We start from the raw sequence: 19,955 nt of genomic DNA on the forward strand, positions 1-19,955 counted from the left end.
GAGGCAGGCAGAACCCGCTATGTTGTCACGCCCCGGGGGCCTCGCGGCGGCCAGGGTTGTTGCCAAGGTGCAACCTTGCGTGCAACGCTCATGCTCGCGTCATGGGCAGGCGAGACAATCCGCGCGCTTGCTGCGGGCCGGTCAACCGGCACTGCAGCGCGGAAGAGCTGCCAGACCAGCCACCTTTTTTCTTGTCGTTGGGAATCACATGAAATTGAACCGCCACTGCCGCGGATGGGTTGTTGCGACCCTGGCATGCCTCGCCCTGTGCCCCGCCTGGGCCCAGATCAAGATCGGCCAGACGGCCGGCTTCACCGGCCCGGTGGCGGCTGGCGTCAAAGAGACGACCGAGGGCGCCAAGCTCTACCTCGACAGCGTCAACAAGAACGGCGGCGTCAACGGCCAGACCATCGAGCTGATCTCGCTGGACGACAAGTTCGAGCCACCGCTGGCCGCCGAAAACGCCAAAAAGCTGATCGACGACGGCGTGCTGGCGCTGTTCCTGACCCGCGGCACGCCGCACAACCAGGCCATCATCCCGCTGGTGACGGCCGCCCGCGTGCCGCTGATCGCGCCGTCCACCGGCTCGATGGTGATGCACCAGCCGGTGCAGCCCTGGGTTTTCAACGTGCGCGCCTCGTACCAGCGCGAAGCCGAGCGCGCGGTGCGCCACCTGAGCCTGATCGGCATGTCGCGCATCGGCCTGGTCCACGTCAATGACTCGTTTGGCGAAGACGGTGCCAAGGGCGCGATGACCGGCTTCAAGGCGGTGGGACGCGAACCGGCAGTGGACGAGAAGTTCGACCGCGAGAAACCCGACCTGGCGCCCGTGATCGCCAAGCTGGTCAAAGCCGACGTGCAGGCGGTGATCGTGGTCGGCAGCGGCACCGTGGTGGCCGACACGCTGGGCAAACTGCGCGCCGCAGGCTCGAAAGCGCAACTGGTCACGCTGTCGAACAATGCCTCGCAAGGCTTCATCAAGACCCTGGGCGACAACGCCCGCGGCACCATCATCACCCAGGTCTTCCCGTACGAGCGCTCGATGAACAACGGCATGGTCAAGGAAGCCATGGGCCTGGTGGCCGCGCAGGGCAAGGGCGTGGAGCTGACGCCGGCGATGCTGGAAGGCTTTGCCGGTGCCAAGGTGCTGGTCGAAGCCCTGCGTCGCGCCGGGCCAAACATCACCCGCGAGCGCATCAGGTCCTCGCTCGAAAGCTTCAAGCGCTACGACCTCGGCGGCCTGGAAGTGAGCTTCTCCAGCACCGACCACAGCGGCCTGGACTATTCCGACCTCTCCATCGTCGGCGAGGACGGTCACTTCCACCGCTGATTTGGCACCGTTGCGGTGCCATGTGTTGCCGCAACGTTAAGCGCAGGTGAATAGGGGGTGGTCCACCGGACTGATCCCTGGCTGCGATCAAGGGGATGTCCGTAGGCTCTCAGGCATGGATTGCTTTGCCTGAATGCCATGTCCGACCACCCCACCCCGACTGCCCTGCCACCCGCCGACCGGCGCCCCCACCCTGCTGCCCGCGTGCTGGTGGTGGACCCCGACGCCGACAGCCGCCAATGGCTGAGCATGTGCCTGGAGCCGCACGGCCACCAGGTGCAGGCCACCGACGACACCCAGCTCATCGAGCACGCCGGCCGGCGAGGCTTCGAGCTGCTGGTGATGGACCCCAGCCCGTCGCGCAGCGGCCACCGGCCCGATGCTTGGCAACAGCTGCGCAACCTGCGCGAGCTGGGCAGCCACATGCCGGTGCTGGTTCTGCAGGCCGCCAGCCACGCGGCCGACCGCGCCGTGGCGCTGGAACTCGGCGCCGACGCGGTGCTGGACAAGCCCTTCCACCCCGGTGAGCTGCGGGCCCGCGTCGGTGCGCTGCTGCGCCGCTCGCGGGACGACGTGGGCGGGCCGCCACCGGCCGCGGCGACCACCGCGGCGGCCGCCAAGGCCACCTCGGCGCTGCGCTTTGGTCAGTGGCGGCTGGACCCGGCCACCCGCAGCCTGGAAGCGCCCACCGGCTTGCGGGTGCCGCTGTCGCAGGCCGAATTCCGCCTGCTCAAGACCTTCATCGCCCACCCGCACTGCACGCTGGACCGGCAGCAACTGCTGGACCTGGCGCGCGGCGAAGGCGTGGAACAGCTGGACCGCAGCATCGACCTGCTGGTTTCGCGGCTGCGCCACAAGCTGGACGACGACCCGCGTTCGCCGCAGATCATCCGCACCGTGCGCGGCGTGGGCTACCTGTTTGCCGCGCTGGACGAGCCCCACAAGGCCAAGAGCTGACTGGGGGCCCCGGAAGGCTGGCGCTCACTTCTTTGTGTCACGCCGGCAACCAAGTCGACAAACGCCGCTGACGCACCCGCCCGAACATGCGCACACCGCCGAAGCGTCTTTGACAGCGATCCGGCGGCCCACCCCGCCCGCCCCCGCTTCTCTTCATCCCTGGAAAGCCCCTCGTCATGAACGTCTCATCGGCCACGTCGAACAACAGCATCTGGCAGATGCTCACCGCCCGCGCACAGGCCAACGCCCGCAGCAGCGCGACCAGCAGCACCGGCAGCGCAGGCGGCAGCACCAACACCGGCACCGCTGACGCGACCAGCAGCACGACCACCAGCCGGCCGGACGGCCCGCCACCGCCGCCCTCGCAGTTCGACATGGCGATGATGAGCACGGCCCAGTTCGCCGGCATGGGTGGCATGCCCCCAGGCGGCCAGGGCAGGCACGAGGACCCGATGGCCTCGCTGGACAGCGACGGTGACGGCAGCGTCTCGTCCGACGAATTCGGCCTGGACAAATCCAGCGACGCCGCGCAGGCCTTGTTCAAGGCCATCGACAGCGACGGCGACGGCGCGATGTCTGCCAAGGAAATGAGTGCCTTCCGCGACAAGATGACCGCTGCAATGGACCAGGCCCGAGAGCGGCAGGGCAGCGAAAGCGGCGCCGGCATGTCCGGCACGGGCATGCCCCCGATGGGCCCGCCACCCGGCCCGCCGCCGGGCGAATCGTCCTCGGCCAGCGGCGCCAGCGACAGCAGCACCGATTCGACCAGCAGCAGCGCAGCCAAGCCGAAGATCGACGTGCACGCCTTCATCGAGCAACTGGCCGCGCGCTACGCCAGCATGGCGGCCGACAGCGCAGGCTCGACCACCGGCCTGGTCAGCACTTCAGCGTGACCCCCTAGAACAGGCAGCGCAACACGTCTGCAGAGGTAGGGACAGTCAGCGCCGGCTGTCCCCCCTACACTAGGGTTTGGGAGCATGGCCGCTCCTGGGCATCCTGGTGCGCGCCCCACAGGCGCGCCGCCCGGTGTCTTCTCAACCTCGTGCAGGATGATCATGCTATTGCGTTTGTTCGGGGGCCGCGTGCTCCAGGCGGCCTTCGCGGCCCTGATGTTGATGGGCCTGCTGGCAGGCTGCGGCGGCGGTCGCACCGACCCCACGCTGAACCTCAGCGTGACGGTGGACGGCACTGCCATCGACGGCTCCCCGCTCTCGAACAGCGGCAGCACGACGATCACCCTCCAGTCTGGCCAGAGCCTGAGCATCAGCTCGAACCTGACGATGGACGTCGTCAACTCCCCCGCCGGCGCCACCGTCAGCCCGCTGACCCGCACCGGCACCAGTTGGATCGGCACGGTCAAGAGCGACGTCGCGACGACGATGACCATGACGCTCAGTTCCAGCGACTATCCGGAGATCAGCCGCACGCTGACCGTGAACGTGGTGCCGACGGCATTGGCGGTGACCGTGCAGGTCGACGGCAGCCCGGTGACCGCCACGCCAGTGGGCGCAGGCGGTACCTATGCGCTGACCGTCAACTCCGGCCAGCTGGTGACGGTGACTTCCAACACGAAAGCCAACTTCGGCCCGACGCTGACCAACACCCGCGCTAGCCGCATCTTCACCAACACCACCACCTGGCAAGCACAGTTGGTCAGCAGCGCATCCGGCAGCTCCGCGTCGCTGACGGTCTCGCCGCAAGGTGACACCAGCCGCACCGCGACAGTGAACATCACCGTGACGCCCACGCCATTGACGGTGACCGACCTCACGGCCAACGGCGCATCGCTTCCTTCGGTTCTTGCCGGCGAAATCCGCGCCATCAGCATCCATTCCGGGCAGACACTGTCGTTCTCGACCACGGTGCCGGTGACGGTGGAGCAGACGCTGGGCGAGATCACCAAGAGCAACAGCGCGACCACATCGACCTCCTGGTCCGCCAAGCTGAGCGGGGCAGCCGCTGCCACCGCGACACTGATCGTGCGCTCCCAGGCAGACAACACCGTCTTCGCCACGCTGCTGGTGACGGTGGACCCGAATCCGGTCGTGCTGACCCTCACGCTCTCTTCCGGCACCACCACGATTTCCACCGCGACCGTCAACCAGGGTGAAAGCCCAACGCTGGCGGTGAGCTCTGGCCAGACCGTGACGATCGCCTCGGCAGATGGCGCGGCCATCAGCGTCGCCGAGTCGCTGGGCAACGCCTACAAGTCCGCCGTCAGCCGCTCGAACACGAACTGGCAGGCCACGCTGAATTCCGGTGTCGCCACCCAGGTGGTGCTCACTGTCAGCGCCACGGGCGACAGCAGCCGCTTCGCGACCATCACGCTGCAGGTCGCCGCCACGCCGCTGGTGGTCTCCACCATTTCCGTGGCCGACATCCAGGTCCTGACCGACGTGCCAGCAGGCCAGGCCGTCACGGTCAACATGAAGTCGAACCAGAAGCTGTTCGTGCAGACCAGCACCAACGCAGTCTTCAGTGCCGCGCTGGGCGGCGTCACGCAGGATCACCTCAACACGACTTCGACCACCTGGGTCTCGACCCTGGCCAGCAACGCGCCCACCACGGTGCAACTGCTGGTCACGTCGAACGCCGACAGCAGCCAGGTCGTGACCATCAACGTGGTGCTCGACCAGCTGCCGTTTGCGGTCAACCTGAACATCGACGAAGTGGCGCAGTCACCGTCGCCTATCCCTTCAGGCAGCACCCAGACGTATGCCATCAACTCCGGCCAGAAGGTCGTGCTCGGCTCGGCTTCGGGCTTGCCGATGGACTTCAGCCCGGACCTCGGCTCGGCCACCGCCAACAGCCTGACGACCAGCAGCACGCTGTGGGGCGCGGTGCTGACCAGCCGCACGCCGACCACCACGGTGCTGACGGTGACACCGCAAGGCGAGACCACGCCAGTCATCACGCTGAACTTCAACATCACGCCCACCATCCTGACACTGAGCACGGTATCGGTGAACGGCGTGGCCAAGGCCAGCAACGTGCAGTCCGGCACCACGCTGACCCTGCCGACGACCTCGGCCAACAGCGGCGCCGGCGTGGTGTTGCGGTTCAACGGCTCGATCGCCATGAGCGTGACCCAGGACGCGAACGCGGCCATCACCTTGATGGACACCAGCGTGGAATCCACCACCTACTACGGCAAGTTCAACACCAGCGCAGCGACCACGCTTGTGCTGCACGCCGCCTCAGTGGCCGATCCCACCAAGATCATCACGATCAACCTGCCGATCACGCCCTGAGCCAGATCGCACCCTGTAAAAAGGCCGCCTCAACAGGCGGCCTTTTTTTGCCTGCGCAGGCTTCAACGGTGGCGGCTCAGGAAGTCTTCCACCAGCGCCCATTGCGCCGGGACATTCAGCGCCGGCGCGTGGCCGCAGCCTGTGATAGTGGCCAGCGCGGCGCGTGGGCCGCGCTGCGTCATGGCCTCGGCGACTTCGGGGGTCAGAAGGTCCGAGCTTTCACCGCGCAGGCACAGCACCGGCAGGCGCAGTTGGTCCCAGGCGGTCCACTGCGTGTAGTCGTCCGGGTGGTGCTCGAACTGCAGCGCCATCGCCGGGTCGTAATGCGGCGTGACACGCCCGTCCGGCAGGCGGCGCGCCGAGGTTTCGGTCATGCGGCGCCATTGGGCATCGCTCAGCTCACCATAGGGTCGATAGACCTGCCGCAAATAGGCTTCGAGTTCACTGACGGTGCGGAATGCGGCCAGCTGGCCGGCATAGGCACGGATGCGCGCCACCGCGGGCCCCGCCAACTCGGGGCCGATGTCGTTCAGCACCAGGCTGCGGATGCGGCCCTTCAGCACGCCCGCGGCCGCGCGCAGGCCGATGGCGCCGCCCATGGACGTGCCCAGCCAGTGCACCTGCTGCAGCCCGAACTGATCGAGCAGGTCGACCGCCTGCTTCACGTAGAAGTCCAGGCAGTATTCAGCATCAGGCACCGGGCTCCATTCGCTGAGACCCCGGCCGACGGTGTCCGGGCAGATGACCCGATAGCGATCGGCCAGGTGGGCAGCAATGTCGTCCATGTCCCGCCCGGTGCGGGCCAACCCGTGCCAGGCGATCAGCACCTCCGGGTTGCCTGCGCCCCACTCGGTGAAGTGCAGCTCGCGGCCAGCGCAGCGGAGGTAGTTCGAACGCATGGTTTGGGCTGGGTGCATGCTCAATCGGGGATCACGAGCGTGCTGCCATCCATGGTGATCGCGTCGCCGCCCGGCGCTGCGCTGATCGGCGGCACGTTGCTGGCGGTCAGCGCGGTGCTGCCGCTGGCGCGGGGCGTCGTGTGCACGACCTGGCTGGGCGGCAGCGCGGCGCCGGTGCTCAGCCTGGCGTACATCGCATCCATCGCCCGGTTGAAATAGACGTGCAGCGGGATGAAGCGCGTGTCGTAGCCCATCAGCGCGCCATAGGCAATGAAGCCGTCGAAGTGCTGGGCGTTGGTGACCTCGATGTAGCGCACGTTCGGGCCCTTGGCGTCGGCCATCTGGGTCTTGCCGAAGTAGGCGCGCGCAGCGTGGTTGATCGGCAGCAGTGCATCGCTGCGGCCGGCCACGATGATCACCGGCAGCTTGCCCAGCTTGGCCGTGCGCTGCACCTCGTTGATGCCGGCCTTCACGCGCTGCGACTGCGCCGCCAGCGTGCCCGTCAGCGGCGCGCCGGTCACCGGGTCCTTGCCTGTGACCAGCGAGCGCAGGCACAGCGCGCCGTCCAGCGCGAAGTCGGCCTGGCCGCTGGTCGGCGACACGGCCATGAAGTCGAGCTTGCCGCCGCCCACCGAGCTGTTGTAGACGATGTTCACGCCGCTGGTGGGCGGCACGCCGTTGCCGGTCGAGAACAGCCCTGCCTGCAGCAGCGGGTTCTGCGCCGCCACGCTGCCGCCGGCGTCGGTGTTGGCGAAGCTGAAGCCGCAGACGCTGTCGGCCACGCTGAAGCGGCCGGCAGCGTTGACGTAGGTCATCGCGATCGAATTGGTCGCGAAGCGGAAGTGCGACTGGTGCAGGAAATCCGCCTCGGGCGTGTAGCCGTGGGCGTGCAGCTGGGCCAGCGCGCCGTTCGCCTGGTCGGCCGTGGTGGCGCCGGTGACGAGGCCACGCGCGGCGAGGGCTGCGCAGCGCTGCGTCGCAGCATCGGTGTACGTTGTCGGCCAGAACGCGGCATTCAGGGACGGCCCCGGCGCCAGCAGTGCGCAGGGCTGGTAGACATCCGCGAACGTGAAGTATTCGGCCAGCGGCTTGCCGATCAGCGGCACGGTCTGGCTGCCCTGGCGGATCGTCAGGCCCTTGACGCCGTTGGGCTGCGCGTTGGGCTCGCTGACGGCCACGCCGTCGATCAGCTTCTCGGTGTCCTGCTCGGCCGCGGCCAAGGCAGCGCCCGCGCCGTTGGACACGCTGGAGGCAATCACCAGCGTGTTCTTCGGCTTGAAGGCCACCAGGTGCTGGTCCGGGTTGTTCGGGTCCACAGGACCGAAGCGTTCGTTAAGCACGTAGAACGCAAAGCGGATTGCGTCCAGCGTGTGCTTGCCCCAGTCCTTCTCGGGGTTCTGCTGAGAATGCGCGTGCTTGTAGGCGACACGGTTGGGCAGCGCGGTGTTGAAGGCGGCCAGTTGCTCGGGCGTGAGCGCTGGCGTGAAGGGGGACTCGATGCCGGCGCTGGCGGCCGTCGTCAACGTGCCGTCACGGGCGATCACGGTGCCGGTCATCGGGTCGAACAGGCCGTTGCCGCCGCCCTTGTCGGTGTAGGCCACCGCGCAGCCGTGTTTCAGGCCCCACTCGCCTGCCGTGGCAATGGCGCCATAGATGCCGCGCGAGCCGGACGAAGTGGCGCTGACGATGCAGGGCTTGCCGGTGTCGAAACTGTCGGGCACCTGCACCATCATCGCGACGTTCTGCTGGCCGCTGCCGTCGTCGGCCCAGGCAATGGATTCGCGGCCTGCGACCTTGCCTTCGCCCAGCGTGTCGTTGCCGTTCACGTCGATGTTCGGGCCGTAGAACACGCCCATGCCGCCCAGCGCGGTGTAGTCCACCAGCGCACGGTAGTTGGTGTAGATCGCGTTGCGGCGCAATTCGGCCGGCGTGGGCGCGGCCGGGTTCACGAAGACGGGCGTGGCGCCCATCAGGCCGGTCTTGCCCAGGCCGCCGGTCAGCAGGTCGTCGCTGCTGCCGTCGTACGCCTTCTCGACGATGGGGCCGCGCAGCGCGGCGGGCGGCTGGTTGATTGGGGCTGCCCAGGCGGACGAAGCCAGGGCCGAGGCCAGCGCAGCGCCCAGCACCGACAGCACAGGGAACAGATTCGAGCGAGTCTTCATCATGGTCTCCTTGATCGACGTTTCATTCAGACGCCGCAGGCCGGCCGGGCTTTGCCCGCAACCGGCCCACCACGCCACTCGGGAAGTGGTAGACACACAGCACAAAACCCAGGCCCAGCCAGAACAGCCAGCGGTCTGGCGAGACCAGGGCCGAGAGCACCGGCACGCCTTCGAGCGCCCGCGCGCCCAGCGCCAGCAGGTCCTGCAGATAGTTCTGCGCCAGCACGAACAGCGCAGCGCCCAGCACCGCACCGTAGAGCGTGCCCATGCCGCCGATCACGACGATCAGCAGGATGTCCAGCATCACTTCGAAACTCAGCGTGGTATCCGGCCCGGTGTAGCGCAGCCACAGCGCCAGCAGCGCACCGGCCACGGTGGCCACCGCCGCAGCCAGCACATTGGCCAGCGTGCGCCAGACCACCACGCGGTAGCCGATGGCTTCGGCCCGGAAATCGTTTTCACGGATCGCCTGCAGCACGCGGCCGAACGGCGAGTTCACGACCCGCAGCAGCGCCAGGAAGCCCAGCGTGACGACGATGAACAGGCCGTAGTACGCGATGACCTTGCCGTCGATCATCAGCCCGAAGACCGGCTCGGCTAACGGCTCGAACGACGGCGACAGCAGCGCCGGCACCTTGTAGCTCAGGCCGTCCTCGCCACCGGTCAGCTCCGAGAGCTGCGAGGCCAGCGTCTGGAAGGCCGAGGCCACGGCCAGCGTGATCATCGCGAAGAAGATGGCTTTCACGCGCAGCGAGAACAGGCCGATGACGAGGCTGAGCAGCAGCGACAGCAGCAGCGCGCCGCCCAGGCCCAGCGCCACATGGCCCCAGCCCACGCCGCTGCCGGCACGCGCACAGGCAATGGCCACGCCATACGCCCCGATGCCGAAAAACATCGTGTGCGCGAAGCTGACGATGCCGGCATAGCCCAGCAGCAGGTCGTAGCTCGCCACCAGCAGGATGAAGACCAGCACCTTGGCCGCCACGTTCAGCGCCTTCGCGCCATGGAACAGGAAGGGCGCCAGCAGCAGCGCCGCGGCAATGAGCAGCAACGCCGCAGCCAGCCAGCGGCTGCGCGGCAGGTCGTGCGAAAGCAGGCGGTTCAGCATCGTGTTCACCGCACCGGATACAGGCCTTGCGGCCGCCACAGCAGCACCGCCACCATCAGGCCGATGTTGGAGAACAGCGCCAGCTTGGGCGCCAGGAAGCCGGTGTAGTTGGCCATCAGCCCCACCGCCAGCGCGCCGACGAAGCAGCCCAGCGTGGAGCCCAGCCCGCCCATGATGATGACGATGAACAGCAGCGTGTTCAGCTGCGCGCCGATCTGCGGCACCACGCTTTGCTGGTACAGCCCCCACAGCACGCCGCCCAGCCCGGCCAGCGCCGAGCCGGCGACAAACACGCCCACGAACAGCCGCCTCACCCGGTAGCCCAGCGCCTCGACCATCTCGCGGTCCTGCACGCCGGCGCGCACCAAGAGGCCGAGCTTGGTGCGGTTCAGCAGCCACAGCAGGCCGGCGAACACCGCCAGGCCCAGCACCACCGCAAACAGCCGGTACTTCTCGACCGCAGCCGCCTCGCCGCCGAACCAGGGAACCAGCACCGCGCCGCGCAGCGCTTCGGGCATGGGCATCGGCAGTTGCTGCGGGCCCCAGATCAGCTTGATCAGCTCCTCGCCCACCGTCATGCCGCCCATGGTGATCAGGATCTGCTTCAGGTGCTGGCCGTAGACCGGCCGCACGATCACGCGCTCAAAAGCCGCGCCCAGCGCCGCGGCCACCGCCATCGCGGCCAGCATCGCCAGCGCCACCGCGCCCAGGTTCTGCAGCGCCGAGGCACTGCCCACCCAGCCGGCCATGCCAGCCAGCACGCTGGTGCCGACAAAAGCGCCCGCGGCAATGAACACGCCGTGGCCAAAGTTCAGCACGTCCATCAGGCCAAAGACCAGCGTCAGCCCCGAGGCCATGATGAAGACGATCAAGCCCATCGCCAGGCCGGCCGCGGTCAGCGTCAGCCAGCTCGCGCCATTGCCGATCAACGGGAAGGCCAGCAGCGCCAGCGCGGCCAGCAGCCACAGCGGCTTCGCGTCGAATCGCGCGCCGGGCAAGGCCACTTCGCCCGGCTGCGTCGGCAAGCTGCCGGTGGGCAAAGGCGAATCGGTCATGCCGCCACTCCCAACGACAGCCCCAGCAAGCGCTGCTGCAGTACCTCGTCGTCCGCGAGTTCCGCCATCGCGCCGGTGTGCACGATGCGGCCGTTGTCCATCACCGCCACGCGGTCGCCCAGCGCCTTGGCCATCGCCAGGTTCTGCTCCACCATCAGCACGGTGCAGCGCTGGCGCTTGAGTTCGGTAAAGGCCTCGATCAACTTCATCACCGTCGCCGGCGCCAGGCCCTTGCTGGGCTCGTCGACCAGCAGCAGTTCGCACGGTGCTATCAGCGCGCGGGCAATCGCCAGCATCTGCTTCTGGCCGCCGCTGAGCTTGCCCGCCGGATGCAGCCAGAACTTGTGCAGCGCCGGGAACAGGCCGAACAGCCAGTCCAGCCGCGTGCGGTCCAGGTCCTCGGCGCGCCGCGCGGCGCGAGCGCCCAGCACCAGGTGGTCGCGCACCGTCAGCTCGCTGAAGATGCCCATGGTCTCGGGCACGTAGGCGATGCCGAGGCGCGCAATCTCTGGCGTGGTCATCGCGGTGATCGCCTGCCCTTTGAAGCGCAGCACGCCAGCCGAGGCGGGCCACAAACCCATCACCGTGCGCAACGTGCTCGTCTTGCCGGCGCCATTGCGGCCCAGCAGCATCGTGACCTGGCCGGCGGGCACATGGAGGTCCACACCATGCAAGATGTGGTACGGGCCGACGTGAGTGTGAACGCCTTCCAGCGACAACGCATTCGTCATGCCGCCTCCTGCACCGGCGCCACGCCCAGGTAGGCCTGCTGCACCAAAGGCGAGGCCATCACAGAGGCAGGCTCGCCATCGGCCACCAGCGCGCCCTGGTGCAGCACCACGATGCGGTCCGCCAGCTCGCGCAGCACGTCCATCTTGTGCTCGACCAACAGGATGGTGCGGTCGCGCCTGGTCTTCAACCGGCGGATCAGGTCCAGCACCACAGGCGCATCGTCAGCGCTCATGCCGGCGGTCGGCTCGTCGAACAGGTAGACGCGCGGGTCCAGCGCCATCAGCATCGCCACCTCCAGCTTGCGCTGGTCGCCATGCGGCAGGCTGGCGGCCAGCGCGTCGCGCTGCGGCCAGAGCTGCGTCTCGGCCAGGATCTCGCGGGTTTCCTCCAGCCAGTCCTGGCGGTCCAGCCACACGCGCCAGCAGTTCAGCCCGCCCCCATGCCGCGCCTGCACCGCCAGCCGCACGTTTTCCTGCACCGAGAGCTGCGCGAACAGCTGCGTCAGCTGGAAGGCCCGGCCCAGGCCGCGCCGCGTGCGCTGCGGCGCGCCGAGGCGTGTGATGTCCATGCCGTCCAGCAGCACCTGGCCTTCGCTGGCCGGCAGCTGGCCCGAGATCAGGTTGAAGTAGGTCGTCTTGCCCGCGCCATTGGGGCCAACGATCGCGGTCAGCGTGCCCGGCGTGAAGACGCAGGACACACGGTTGACCGCGACGTGGCCGCCGAAGCGGATGCTCAAGTGGCGTGTCTCAAGCATGGGCTTTCTTGCTCATGGGCAGGTGCCGATCACATAGTAGTTCGGGGCCGTGTTCTTCAGCGTGGTCGTGACGAAGACATTCCACAACCCCATGTTCTGGTTCGAGCCGTTGGCCAGCGCGTAGCCACCGCTCTGATGCGCGCGGCCGGCCGAGACGTGCGCGTAGTTGCTGGCCGTCGTGCAGGTGGCCGCGGCGCCGGTGGTGGTGCCGCTGGCGGGGCTGGACATGGCGCCCTGCACGTTGCTGGCGTCGACCGCAGCCACGGTCCAGTTGTAGGTGGTCGCCGCCGTGAGGCCGGTGTCGGTGTAGCTGGTGCCTGTGACCAGGCCGCTGCCGCTGACCTGCGTGCCGCCGCGGAACACCCGATAGCCGGCGGCGCCGCTCACCACGCCCCAGGCGATGCTCATCGTCGTGTTGGTCGCGCCGGATGTGGCCACGCCAGTGGGCGCAGGCAACGCACCGCCACCGCCGCCGCCACCACCGCTGCCCAAGCCGGACGCCACGTGGTCGACCATGGCCTTGAGCGCTGCCATCTGCGTGCCGGACTTGCGTGCGAAGTCGCTGCCGTACCAGCCGATCCAGTCCCAGCAGCCGTTGGGGTTGCCCAGCGAGCCGCTGGCGGACGTGCTGTGGCTCGTGCTGTCGACCTTGGTCTGCGGGAACAGCACGATGATGTGGTTGGTGTCGGCCCAGCGGGTGTAGCCGGTGTTCTTCAGGAACTTGTCGCCGATGGTCGCGTAGTTCTGTTGGCAGCCGTGCAGCGCCACGTGCAGCTTGCACTGGGTGCCGGCGGCGCAATCGGCCGGCACGTAGAGCCAGCCGGTCGCGGCCATGCCCGGGTTGCCGTTGCTGTAGGCGGTCTGGTCGAACTCGATGTAGTTGGCGGCTGCCGGCGAATCGTTGCGGGCCGCCAAGGTGCCGTAGAACTGCGTGAGTGCGGCCTTGGCGCCGTCGTAACCGCAGTTGGCGATGTAGGGCGAGCTGCTGCTGTTGCAGGCGTTGTCTCCCGTGCCGGCGAAGTCGGTCGGGAAGACGTGTGCGGTGCTGGCGCGCTGCACGTAGCTGAGGTTGCCGGCCGGCACGCCGTTGTTGCCGTACTGGGTGTTGACGGCGTTCATCGGGTTCGGGCCGACGGTGTAGTCACTGGTGCCGACGAACAGGAATATCTTCTGGCTGGCGACATTGGCCAGCGCATCGTTCAGCGAACCGCTCCAGTTGTTCAGGTCGGCCTGCATGGTGCTCAGCATGCTGGCGCTGATGCTGGCGTTGTACATGCAGGCCGTGTAGTTGCTGTGGCCGGCGCACATGTAAGGCCCGCCGGCGAAAACGCCCACGCCCTTGAAGGTGCCTGAATAAGCGTAGCCCAGCTGGTTGGCCATGAAGCCACCGGACGAAAGGCCGGAAACCGTCGTCTGGCTGGTGTCGACGTTCAGCGCGGGCAGCGCGACGGCGGCCTGGGCTGGAACGGTGGAAAGGCTGGCGAGTGTGATCGCGGCGAACGCCGCGACGGCACCCGCGCTGCGGGCAGAAAATCTCATGGCTTTGTCTCCGTTGGTCTCGGAACTTCGCAGCGGCAAGCGGGAGGCCTGCGCCGCGCCCAGGCGGCTCAGCGCGTGTTGCGCACCGGCACGTCCATTTCTTCGGCCTTGATCTCGCGCACCAGCTCAGGCACGCCCCAAGGGAAGGCCGGGTCCACCTTGATCTTGAAGTGATACATGCTTTGCAGGGCCTGGTGGTCCTGCTTGCGGAAGGTCATCGGGCCTTTGGGCGACTCGAAGCGCAGGCCTTCCATGGTGGCAATCAGCTTGTTGGCCGAAGCATCACCGCCGGTCTTCTTCAGCGCCTCGACGATGGCGATGCCGGCCGTCATGCCGCCGGCGGTGAAGAAGTCCGGCGGCGCCTTGTACTGCTTGTAGTGGTTGGCCACCAGCCACTCGTTGACGGGGTTCTTCGGAATGCCGAAGTAGTAGTAGGTGGCGCCTTCCATGCCGGGGAAGTTCTTGTAGGCGGCCATCGCGGGCAGGATGTTGCCGCCGGTGGCGATCTCGATGCCGTAGCGCTTCAGGTCCAGGTCGGCGATCTTGAACGGGTTGCCGGCGCCGGCCCAGACGATCCAGATCAGCTTGCGGCCCGGCAGGTCCTTGAGCTTGTCGATCAGGCGCTGGGCGCCGGCGGTGAAGTCGGTGGTGCTGGTCGGCAGGTATTCCTCGTGCACGACCTTGGCCTTCTTGATCGCTTCCTTGAAGGCCTTCACGCCGTCACGGCCAAACGCATAGTCCTGCGCCAGCGTGGCGATCACGGTGCCGGGCTTGTCCAGCGCCACCGCGTTGGAGATCGCGTCCTGGCTGCTGTTGCGGCCGGTGCGGAAGATGTACTTGTTCCACTTGTCGCCGGTGATGCTGTCGGCCACCGCCGGCTCCACCAGCAGGATCTTCTTGTACTCCTCGGCGACCGGCAGCATCGCCAGCGCCACGCCGGAAGACGTGGGGCCGATGGCGACGTCGGCCTTGTCGTCGCCATAGGCGGCAGCCAGCAGGCTCTTGCCCAGGTCCGGCTTGCCCTGGTCATCTTTCTCGATCAGGACCAGCTTCTTGCCGGCCACGGTCATCGTGCCACCGGTCGCGTAGTCCAGCCCCATCTGCAGGCCGATCGCCGTCTGCTTGCCGTAGGCCTCCAGCGGGCCGGTGCGGCTGTAGACATGGGCGATGCGGATCTCGCCGTCCGCGGCAGCGGCGGCCAAGGTGACCAGTGCGGCCGCAGCGGCGAGAACCTGCTTGCAAAAAGCCTTGAGCGGCATGCCGTGTGTCTCCTGCGTGTTCTTGTGTGCCTGCAACACCGCAAAGCCCGTGCCGCAAGCGGGCAGGGCCGGGAAAACACCGAAGGCACGTGGCGTCAGCGGCCGCCGGCGGTGTCGTGCGAAAGCTTCAGGGTTGTCCGTTCGGCAGACAGCGTCTGTTTTCCAGACACCCATCGCCGCATGTGCATGGCCACCAGACAGGGTTTCAACCCAGCTGGCCCAGCTTCTCGTACAGCGTGGCCCGGGCAATGCCCAGCAGACGCGCAGCGGCCAGCTTGTTGCCCTTGGTGGCGCTGAGTGCAGCGCGGATCGAACTCGCTTCCAGTTCGGCCACTGCGACCGGCAGCGGCTTCAACAGGCTTTGCATCAAGGCTTCGCCCAGCGGCCGGGCGCCCTGCAGCAAAGCCTCGGAAGGCTCGTCTCGCAGCGGCATGCGGGCCCGCGTCGGCATGTCCATCGGCACGGGCAGCAGGTCGCCGAAATGCCGGGCGGCGAGGCGCAGGTCGTCGGTCATCAGGCAGGCGCGTTCCAGCGCGTTACCCAGTTCGCGGATGTTGCCGGGCCAGCGTTGCGCGGCCAGCAGGTCCATCGCGTCGGCGCTGAGGCTTTTGTGCGGCTGGCTGTTGCGGCGGGCAATGTCGGCCAGCAGGTGGTCGGACAAGGCGTCCAGGTCCGGCATGCGCTCGCGCAGCGCGGGCAGGCGGATCGGCAGCACGTTGAGGCGGTAGTAAAGGTCCGCCCGGAAGCTGCCTTCGGTGACCATCACCGCCAGGTCGCGGCTGGTCGCGGCAATCACCCGCAGGTCCAGCTTCTCGACCTTGTTGCTGCCCAGCGGCTCCACTTCCTGTTCCTGCAGCACGCGCAGCAGCTTGGCCTGCAGCGCCAGCGGCATGTCGCCAATCTCGTCCAGGAACAGCGTGCCGCCGTCGGCCAGCTTGAACTTGCCTTCGCGGCCCTTGCGCTCGGCGCCGGTGTAGGCGCCAGCTGCCACGCCGAAGAACTCAGCTTCGAGCAGGGTGTCCGGCACCGCGGCAATGTTCACCCCCACGAACGGCCGCGCGGCGCGCGCGCTGTCGGCATGGATGGCCTGGGCCAGCAGCTCCTTGCCGGTGCCGGTCTCGCCCAGCAGCAGCACGGTGCTGGACGTGCCCGCTGCGCGGCGGGCCTGGCGCTTCACTTCGATGGCGGCCGGGCTGTTGCCGATGAAGCTGGCAATCGTGTAGCGGGTGCGGCGGTGCACCGCCAGCTCGCGGCGCGCGTCGTCCAGCTCGCGCTGCAGGCGCACGAACTTGGCCATCAGCGGCTGCAGGCCGGCGCCGGGGTGGTCCAGCAGCACCATGCCCAGTGCGCCAATGACCTCGCCTGCATCATTGCGCAGCGGCAATCGGCTGACCAGGAAGGTGCCGGCCTTGTTGGTCAGCAGGTCCACCAGCATCGGCTGGCCGCTGTCGATGACCTCGGCCATCAGCGTGTTGGGCACCACCTGCTCCACCGGCTGGCCGACGAAGTCGTGCTCGTCGCTGAAACCCAGCGCCGGCAGGAAACGCTTGTAGCCTTCGCTGATCCAGACGATGCGGTGGTGCTTGTCCACCACCAGCATGCCTTGCGCCGTGTTCGCGAAAACGTCGAACATGCTGCGCGCGGCCAGCTTCAGCACTTCATCGGCATCTTGCGGCAGGGCCATGGCGGCAGCGGGAACAGGCATCGGGCCAGTTTACGGAGCACGGACTGCTGGCGCGGGCGGGGCTCGGGTTTGTCCGGGCCAGGTTTGTCCGCTTGAAACAGCCTGTGGGCGGCTGCGGGTTGACCCCAGGTCCGTCGCCGTAATTACAAAATTACGATGCAGCCCATGGCCCTTGCCCCTCCCGTCGCCCCCTCGCTGCGCGGCGCTTCCCTGCACGACGGCGTGGCCACGCGGCTGCGCATGATGATGTTCGAGCAGGAATTGCTGCCGGGCCAGTGGATCGACGAGAAGGCGCTGGCCACCGAATGGCAGATCAGCCGCACGCCATTGCGCGAGGCGCTGAAGGTGCTGGCGGCCGAGGGGCTGGTCGAGCTGGTGCCGCAGCGCGGCTGCCGTGTCGTCGAGTTGGACGACCACGACGCCGAGCAGCTGTTCCCGGTGATGGCCATGCTCGAAGGCCGCTGCGCCGGCGAGGCCACGCGCCAGATGAACGACGCCAGCCGCGCCGAGCTGCGCCACTGGCACGAGGAGCTGGAGCGCCACGCCGAGGCCGGCGACCGCGATGGCTACTACCGTGCCAACCACGAATTCCACAGCCTGGTGCAACGCCTGGCCGGCAACCGCTGGCTGGCCCGCTGCACCGGCGACCTGCGCCGCTTCGTGCGCCTGATGCGCGGCCGCCAGCTGCTGATGCCGGGCCGCATGCAGGCCTCGATTGGCGAGCACCGCGAGCTGCTGGCCGCGCTGCTGGCCAGCGACGCCGAACGCGCCGAACGCGCGATGCACGACCACCTGATGGCCCAGCTCGTCGCGCTGAAGGCGCTGCGGGACCAGGAAGCCCAAGAGACCTACGCCAAGGCCCACCCGAATGCTTGACGGACTGCTTCAGAAAGCCCAGGCGCGCAGCCACGAACGCGCGGTGCGCCAGCTGCGCCAGGACTGCCATGACCTGCTCTCGCTGCGCGGCGAAGCCAGCAGCCCGGTGATCGCCAGGCGCGTCATCGAACAGCTGGCGATCTTGAGAGACGACGGCCCGGTGCGCAGGCTGGACGACTTCTTCGAACTGCTGCTGGCCGACTTCAGCCCCAACCCGGCGGCGGTGCTCGAAGGCGCCCAAGCCTACGCGGCAAAGCCCGATGCCGAAGCGCTGATCCGACTCAGCGAACTCGTCGAGCCGCCGCGCCAGGAGCTGTTCCGTCGCATCAACCGTGCGCCTGGCGGCACCGCGGCCTTGATCGCGCTGCGCCATGCGCTGCTGGAGCGGCTGCCCAAGCGGCCGGCGCTGAAGGCGGTGGAAGCCGACCTGCTGCACCTGCTGGGCAGCTGGTTCAACCCCGGCTTCCTGGAGATGCGCGAGGTCAGCTGGCAATCGCCCGCCCAGCTGCTGGAGCAGCTGATCCGCCACGAGGCGGTGCACGAAATCGACGGCTGGGACGACCTGCGCCGCCGCCTGCAGCCCGACCGCCGCTGCTTCGCGTTTTTCCACCCGCAGCTGCCCAACGAGCCGTTGATCTTCGTGGAAGTGGCGCTGGTGCCGGCGATGGCCGACGCGATCGCGCCGCTGATCGCCAAGCGCGCCGAGCCGCTGCCGCCGGGCGACTGGAAGGTTGCCGTGTTCTATTCGATCAGCAACTGCCAGCCGGGGCTGCGCGGCGTGTCGCTGGGGAACTTCCTGATCAAGCGCGTGGTCGAGCAGCTCAAGCACGAGCTGCCGCAGCTCAAGACTTTCTGCACCCTCTCGCCCATTCCCGGCTTCATGGCCTGGCTGGGCAAGGCCGGGCCGTTTGCCGAGCTGCCCGGCGTGCGCACCACGGCCGCCGCGAAACTGGAAGCCGCGCGCACCCTCCTGCTTGCAGCGGGCGACGGCGACCTCGCCGCCCTCACCCGCCCGGCCGCGCACGAGGCAATGCGCCCGGAAGTGCAGCAGGCGCTGCTGCAGCTGGCCGCCTTCTACCTGAACCATTTTTCGCCGCAGCCCGGCGGCGACCCGGTGGCCCGTTTCCACCTGGACAACGGCGCCCGCCTGGAGCGGCTGAACCCGAATGCCAACCTGGCTGCCAAAGGCTTGAAGCAATCGGCCGGCATGATGGTGAACTACCTGTACGACCTGGCGCGCATCGACACCTGCCACGCGCGTTTCGTGAACGGCGAGGTGGTGCATTCCCGCGCCATCGCCGCGCTGCTGTGACCCCGCACCCATTCCAACAAATCATCCCAAAGGAACCCAGCGTGACCCCAAGCTTCCACCGCCGCCGCCTGCTGACGGCGCTGACCCTCGCCAGCCTCACCGCGATGACCGGCACTGCGCTGGCGGCCGACGCCTGGCCGGCCAAGCCCGTGACCATCATCGTGCCCTTCCCGGCCGGCGGCGGCACCGACGCCTTCGCCCGACCGCTGTTCGCCGTGCTCTCGCACAACACCGGCAAGCAGTTCCTGATCGACAACAAGGGCGGCGCCGGCGGCACCGTGGGCGCGAGCATTGCCGCCCATGCCGCGGTGGACGGCTACACCTTCTTCATGGGCGCGGTGCACCACGCCATCGCCCCGGCCATGTATCCGAAGCTGGACTACAAGCTGGACACCGACTTCGTGCCGGTCGGCCTGATCTCCAGCGTGCCGCAGGTCATCGTCGTGAACCCGCAGAAGGTGCCGGTCAAGGACCTGGCCGGGCTGCTGGACTATGTGCGCAAGAACCCGGGCAAGCTGAACTACGGCTCTGCCGGCAACGGCACCTCGCACCATCTGGCCGGCGAGCTGTTCAAGCTGCAGACCAAGACCTTCATCACCCACATCCCGTACCGCGGCGCCGGCCCGGCGCTGCAGGACTTGATGGCCGGCCAGGTCGACCTGATGTTCGACGGCCTGGCCTCTTCGGCTACCCACATCAAGAGCGGCCGCATCAAGGCGCTGGCCGTCGCCTCAGACAAGCGCGCGCCGGGTTTCCCGGACGTGCCCACCTCCATCGAAGCCGGCGTGCCGAGCTACCAGGTCGCCACCTGGTACGGCCTGTGGGCGCCCAAGGGAACGCCCAAGGAAATCGTCGCCGCGATGCAGGCCGAGTTGAAGAAGGCCTTTGCCAGCGACGAGCTGAAAGGCATCTGGAACGGCCTGGGCGCCAACATGCCCAACCTCTGGGGCGACGACTTCGGCAAGTTCGCCGCGTCCGAAACCAAGCGCTGGGGCGAGGTCGTCAAGGCTTCTGGCGCAAAGCTCGATTGATGCGCT

General features: G+C 68.0%; 16 protein-coding genes. 7 read left to right on the top strand and 9 right to left on the bottom strand.

The window, feature by feature from the left end:
- The first annotated feature begins 208 nt into the window (after positions 1-208).
- The 4 genes from AC3WR5_RS15480 to AC3WR5_RS15495 all read left to right on the top strand — a co-directional run bounded on the left by AC3WR5_RS15480 (position 209) and on the right by AC3WR5_RS15495 (position 5,538).
- Complete coding sequence (locus tag AC3WR5_RS15480) at positions 209-1,330, top strand: ABC transporter substrate-binding protein (protein WP_492485630.1); 1,122 nt, start codon at positions 209-211, stop codon at positions 1,328-1,330.
- A gap of 138 nt (positions 1,331-1,468) precedes the next feature.
- Positions 1,469-2,287 (top strand): winged helix-turn-helix domain-containing protein, encoded by an 819-nt coding sequence (locus tag AC3WR5_RS15485; RefSeq protein ID WP_231010199.1) that lies wholly within the window; start codon positions 1,469-1,471, stop codon positions 2,285-2,287.
- Between the two features lie 176 nt (positions 2,288-2,463).
- Complete coding sequence (locus AC3WR5_RS15490) at positions 2,464-3,180, top strand: EF-hand domain-containing protein (RefSeq protein ID WP_141286382.1); 717 nt, start codon at positions 2,464-2,466, stop codon at positions 3,178-3,180.
- 162 nt (positions 3,181-3,342) lie between these two features.
- Positions 3,343-5,538 (top strand): beta strand repeat-containing protein, encoded by a 2,196-nt coding sequence (locus tag AC3WR5_RS15495; protein ID WP_492485631.1) that lies wholly within the window; start codon positions 3,343-3,345, stop codon positions 5,536-5,538.
- Between the two features lie 62 nt (positions 5,539-5,600).
- On the opposite strand, the gene AC3WR5_RS15500 is transcribed toward AC3WR5_RS15495, so the two are convergent.
- The 9 genes from AC3WR5_RS15500 to AC3WR5_RS15540 form a co-directional block, all read right to left on the bottom strand.
- A complete protein-coding gene (locus tag AC3WR5_RS15500) occupies positions 5,601-6,455 on the bottom strand; it encodes an alpha/beta fold hydrolase (protein WP_492485632.1) in 855 nt (284 codons plus the stop codon).
- 2 nt (positions 6,456-6,457) lie between these two features.
- Positions 6,458-8,602 (bottom strand): 3-hydroxybutyrate oligomer hydrolase family protein, encoded by a 2,145-nt coding sequence (locus AC3WR5_RS15505; RefSeq protein WP_492485633.1) that lies wholly within the window; start codon positions 8,600-8,602, stop codon positions 6,458-6,460.
- 19 nt (positions 8,603-8,621) lie between these two features.
- On the bottom strand, positions 8,622-9,707 hold the full coding sequence (locus tag AC3WR5_RS15510) for a branched-chain amino acid ABC transporter permease (RefSeq protein ID WP_492485634.1): 1,086 nt from the start codon (positions 9,705-9,707) through the stop codon (positions 8,622-8,624).
- Positions 9,708-9,712: 5 nt separating this feature from the next.
- Positions 9,713-10,762: a branched-chain amino acid ABC transporter permease gene (locus AC3WR5_RS15515; RefSeq protein ID WP_141286372.1), complete on the bottom strand. Its 1,050-nt coding sequence runs from the start codon at positions 10,760-10,762 to the stop codon at positions 9,713-9,715.
- On the bottom strand, positions 10,759-11,493 hold the full coding sequence (locus tag AC3WR5_RS15520) for an ABC transporter ATP-binding protein (RefSeq protein WP_492485635.1): 735 nt from the start codon (positions 11,491-11,493) through the stop codon (positions 10,759-10,761). Before AC3WR5_RS15520 ends, AC3WR5_RS15515 begins: the two co-directional genes overlap by 4 nt.
- Positions 11,490-12,248 carry an ABC transporter ATP-binding protein gene (locus AC3WR5_RS15525; RefSeq protein WP_141286368.1) on the bottom strand — a complete coding sequence of 253 codons (759 nt, stop codon included), beginning with the start codon at positions 12,246-12,248 and terminating at the stop codon, positions 11,490-11,492. Before AC3WR5_RS15525 ends, AC3WR5_RS15520 begins: the two co-directional genes overlap by 4 nt.
- A gap of 12 nt (positions 12,249-12,260) precedes the next feature.
- The gene (locus AC3WR5_RS15530; RefSeq protein WP_492485636.1) at positions 12,261-13,787 is read right to left on the bottom strand and encodes an extracellular catalytic domain type 2 short-chain-length polyhydroxyalkanoate depolymerase; all 1,527 of its coding nucleotides are present in this window, start codon (positions 13,785-13,787) and stop codon (positions 12,261-12,263) included.
- A gap of 68 nt (positions 13,788-13,855) precedes the next feature.
- The gene (locus tag AC3WR5_RS15535; protein WP_141286364.1) at positions 13,856-15,046 is read right to left on the bottom strand and encodes a substrate-binding domain-containing protein; all 1,191 of its coding nucleotides are present in this window, start codon (positions 15,044-15,046) and stop codon (positions 13,856-13,858) included.
- 205 nt (positions 15,047-15,251) lie between these two features.
- Positions 15,252-16,751, bottom strand: a complete 1,500-nt coding sequence (locus tag AC3WR5_RS15540) for a sigma-54 interaction domain-containing protein (RefSeq protein ID WP_141286362.1) — start codon at positions 16,749-16,751, stop codon at positions 15,252-15,254.
- Positions 16,752-16,895: 144 nt separating this feature from the next.
- Between AC3WR5_RS15540 and AC3WR5_RS15545 the strand changes: the two genes are divergently transcribed.
- From AC3WR5_RS15545 to AC3WR5_RS15555, 3 genes are all read left to right on the top strand, one after another.
- Positions 16,896-17,606, top strand: coding sequence for a GntR family transcriptional regulator (locus AC3WR5_RS15545; protein WP_231010198.1), 711 nt, complete (start codon positions 16,896-16,898; stop codon positions 17,604-17,606).
- Positions 17,599-18,918 carry a malonyl-CoA decarboxylase gene (locus tag AC3WR5_RS15550; protein WP_141290777.1) on the top strand — a complete coding sequence of 440 codons (1,320 nt, stop codon included), beginning with the start codon at positions 17,599-17,601 and terminating at the stop codon, positions 18,916-18,918. The genes AC3WR5_RS15545 and AC3WR5_RS15550 overlap by 8 nt, the downstream gene beginning before the upstream one ends.
- Before the next feature lie 104 nt (positions 18,919-19,022).
- Positions 19,023-19,949 (top strand): Bug family tripartite tricarboxylate transporter substrate binding protein, encoded by a 927-nt coding sequence (locus AC3WR5_RS15555; RefSeq protein ID WP_492485898.1) that lies wholly within the window; start codon positions 19,023-19,025, stop codon positions 19,947-19,949.
- The last annotated feature ends 6 nt before the right edge of the window (positions 19,950-19,955 follow it).

Source organism: Ideonella sp. FW305-24, from assembly GCF_058788035.1.

Coding starts and splice junctions, on each gene's coding strand:
- AC3WR5_RS15480 (WP_492485630.1), top strand. CDS start 209: ATGAAATTGAACCGCCACTGCCGCGGATGGGTTGTTGCGACCCTGGCA.
- AC3WR5_RS15485 (WP_231010199.1), top strand. CDS start 1,469: ATGTCCGACCACCCCACCCCGACTGCCCTGCCACCCGCCGACCGGCGC.
- AC3WR5_RS15490 (WP_141286382.1), top strand. CDS start 2,464: ATGAACGTCTCATCGGCCACGTCGAACAACAGCATCTGGCAGATGCTC.
- AC3WR5_RS15495 (WP_492485631.1), top strand. CDS start 3,343: ATGCTATTGCGTTTGTTCGGGGGCCGCGTGCTCCAGGCGGCCTTCGCG.
- AC3WR5_RS15500 (WP_492485632.1), bottom strand. CDS start 6,455: ATGCACCCAGCCCAAACCATGCGTTCGAACTACCTCCGCTGCGCTGGC.
- AC3WR5_RS15505 (WP_492485633.1), bottom strand. CDS start 8,602: ATGATGAAGACTCGCTCGAATCTGTTCCCTGTGCTGTCGGTGCTGGGC.
- AC3WR5_RS15510 (WP_492485634.1), bottom strand. CDS start 9,707: ATGCTGAACCGCCTGCTTTCGCACGACCTGCCGCGCAGCCGCTGGCTG.
- AC3WR5_RS15515 (WP_141286372.1), bottom strand. CDS start 10,762: ATGACCGATTCGCCTTTGCCCACCGGCAGCTTGCCGACGCAGCCGGGC.
- AC3WR5_RS15520 (WP_492485635.1), bottom strand. CDS start 11,493: ATGACGAATGCGTTGTCGCTGGAAGGCGTTCACACTCACGTCGGCCCG.
- AC3WR5_RS15525 (WP_141286368.1), bottom strand. CDS start 12,248: ATGCTTGAGACACGCCACTTGAGCATCCGCTTCGGCGGCCACGTCGCG.
- AC3WR5_RS15530 (WP_492485636.1), bottom strand. CDS start 13,787: ATGAGATTTTCTGCCCGCAGCGCGGGTGCCGTCGCGGCGTTCGCCGCG.
- AC3WR5_RS15535 (WP_141286364.1), bottom strand. CDS start 15,046: ATGCCGCTCAAGGCTTTTTGCAAGCAGGTTCTCGCCGCTGCGGCCGCA.
- AC3WR5_RS15540 (WP_141286362.1), bottom strand. CDS start 16,751: ATGCCTGTTCCCGCTGCCGCCATGGCCCTGCCGCAAGATGCCGATGAA.
- AC3WR5_RS15545 (WP_231010198.1), top strand. CDS start 16,896: ATGGCCCTTGCCCCTCCCGTCGCCCCCTCGCTGCGCGGCGCTTCCCTG.
- AC3WR5_RS15550 (WP_141290777.1), top strand. CDS start 17,599: ATGCTTGACGGACTGCTTCAGAAAGCCCAGGCGCGCAGCCACGAACGC.
- AC3WR5_RS15555 (WP_492485898.1), top strand. CDS start 19,023: ATGACCGGCACTGCGCTGGCGGCCGACGCCTGGCCGGCCAAGCCCGTG.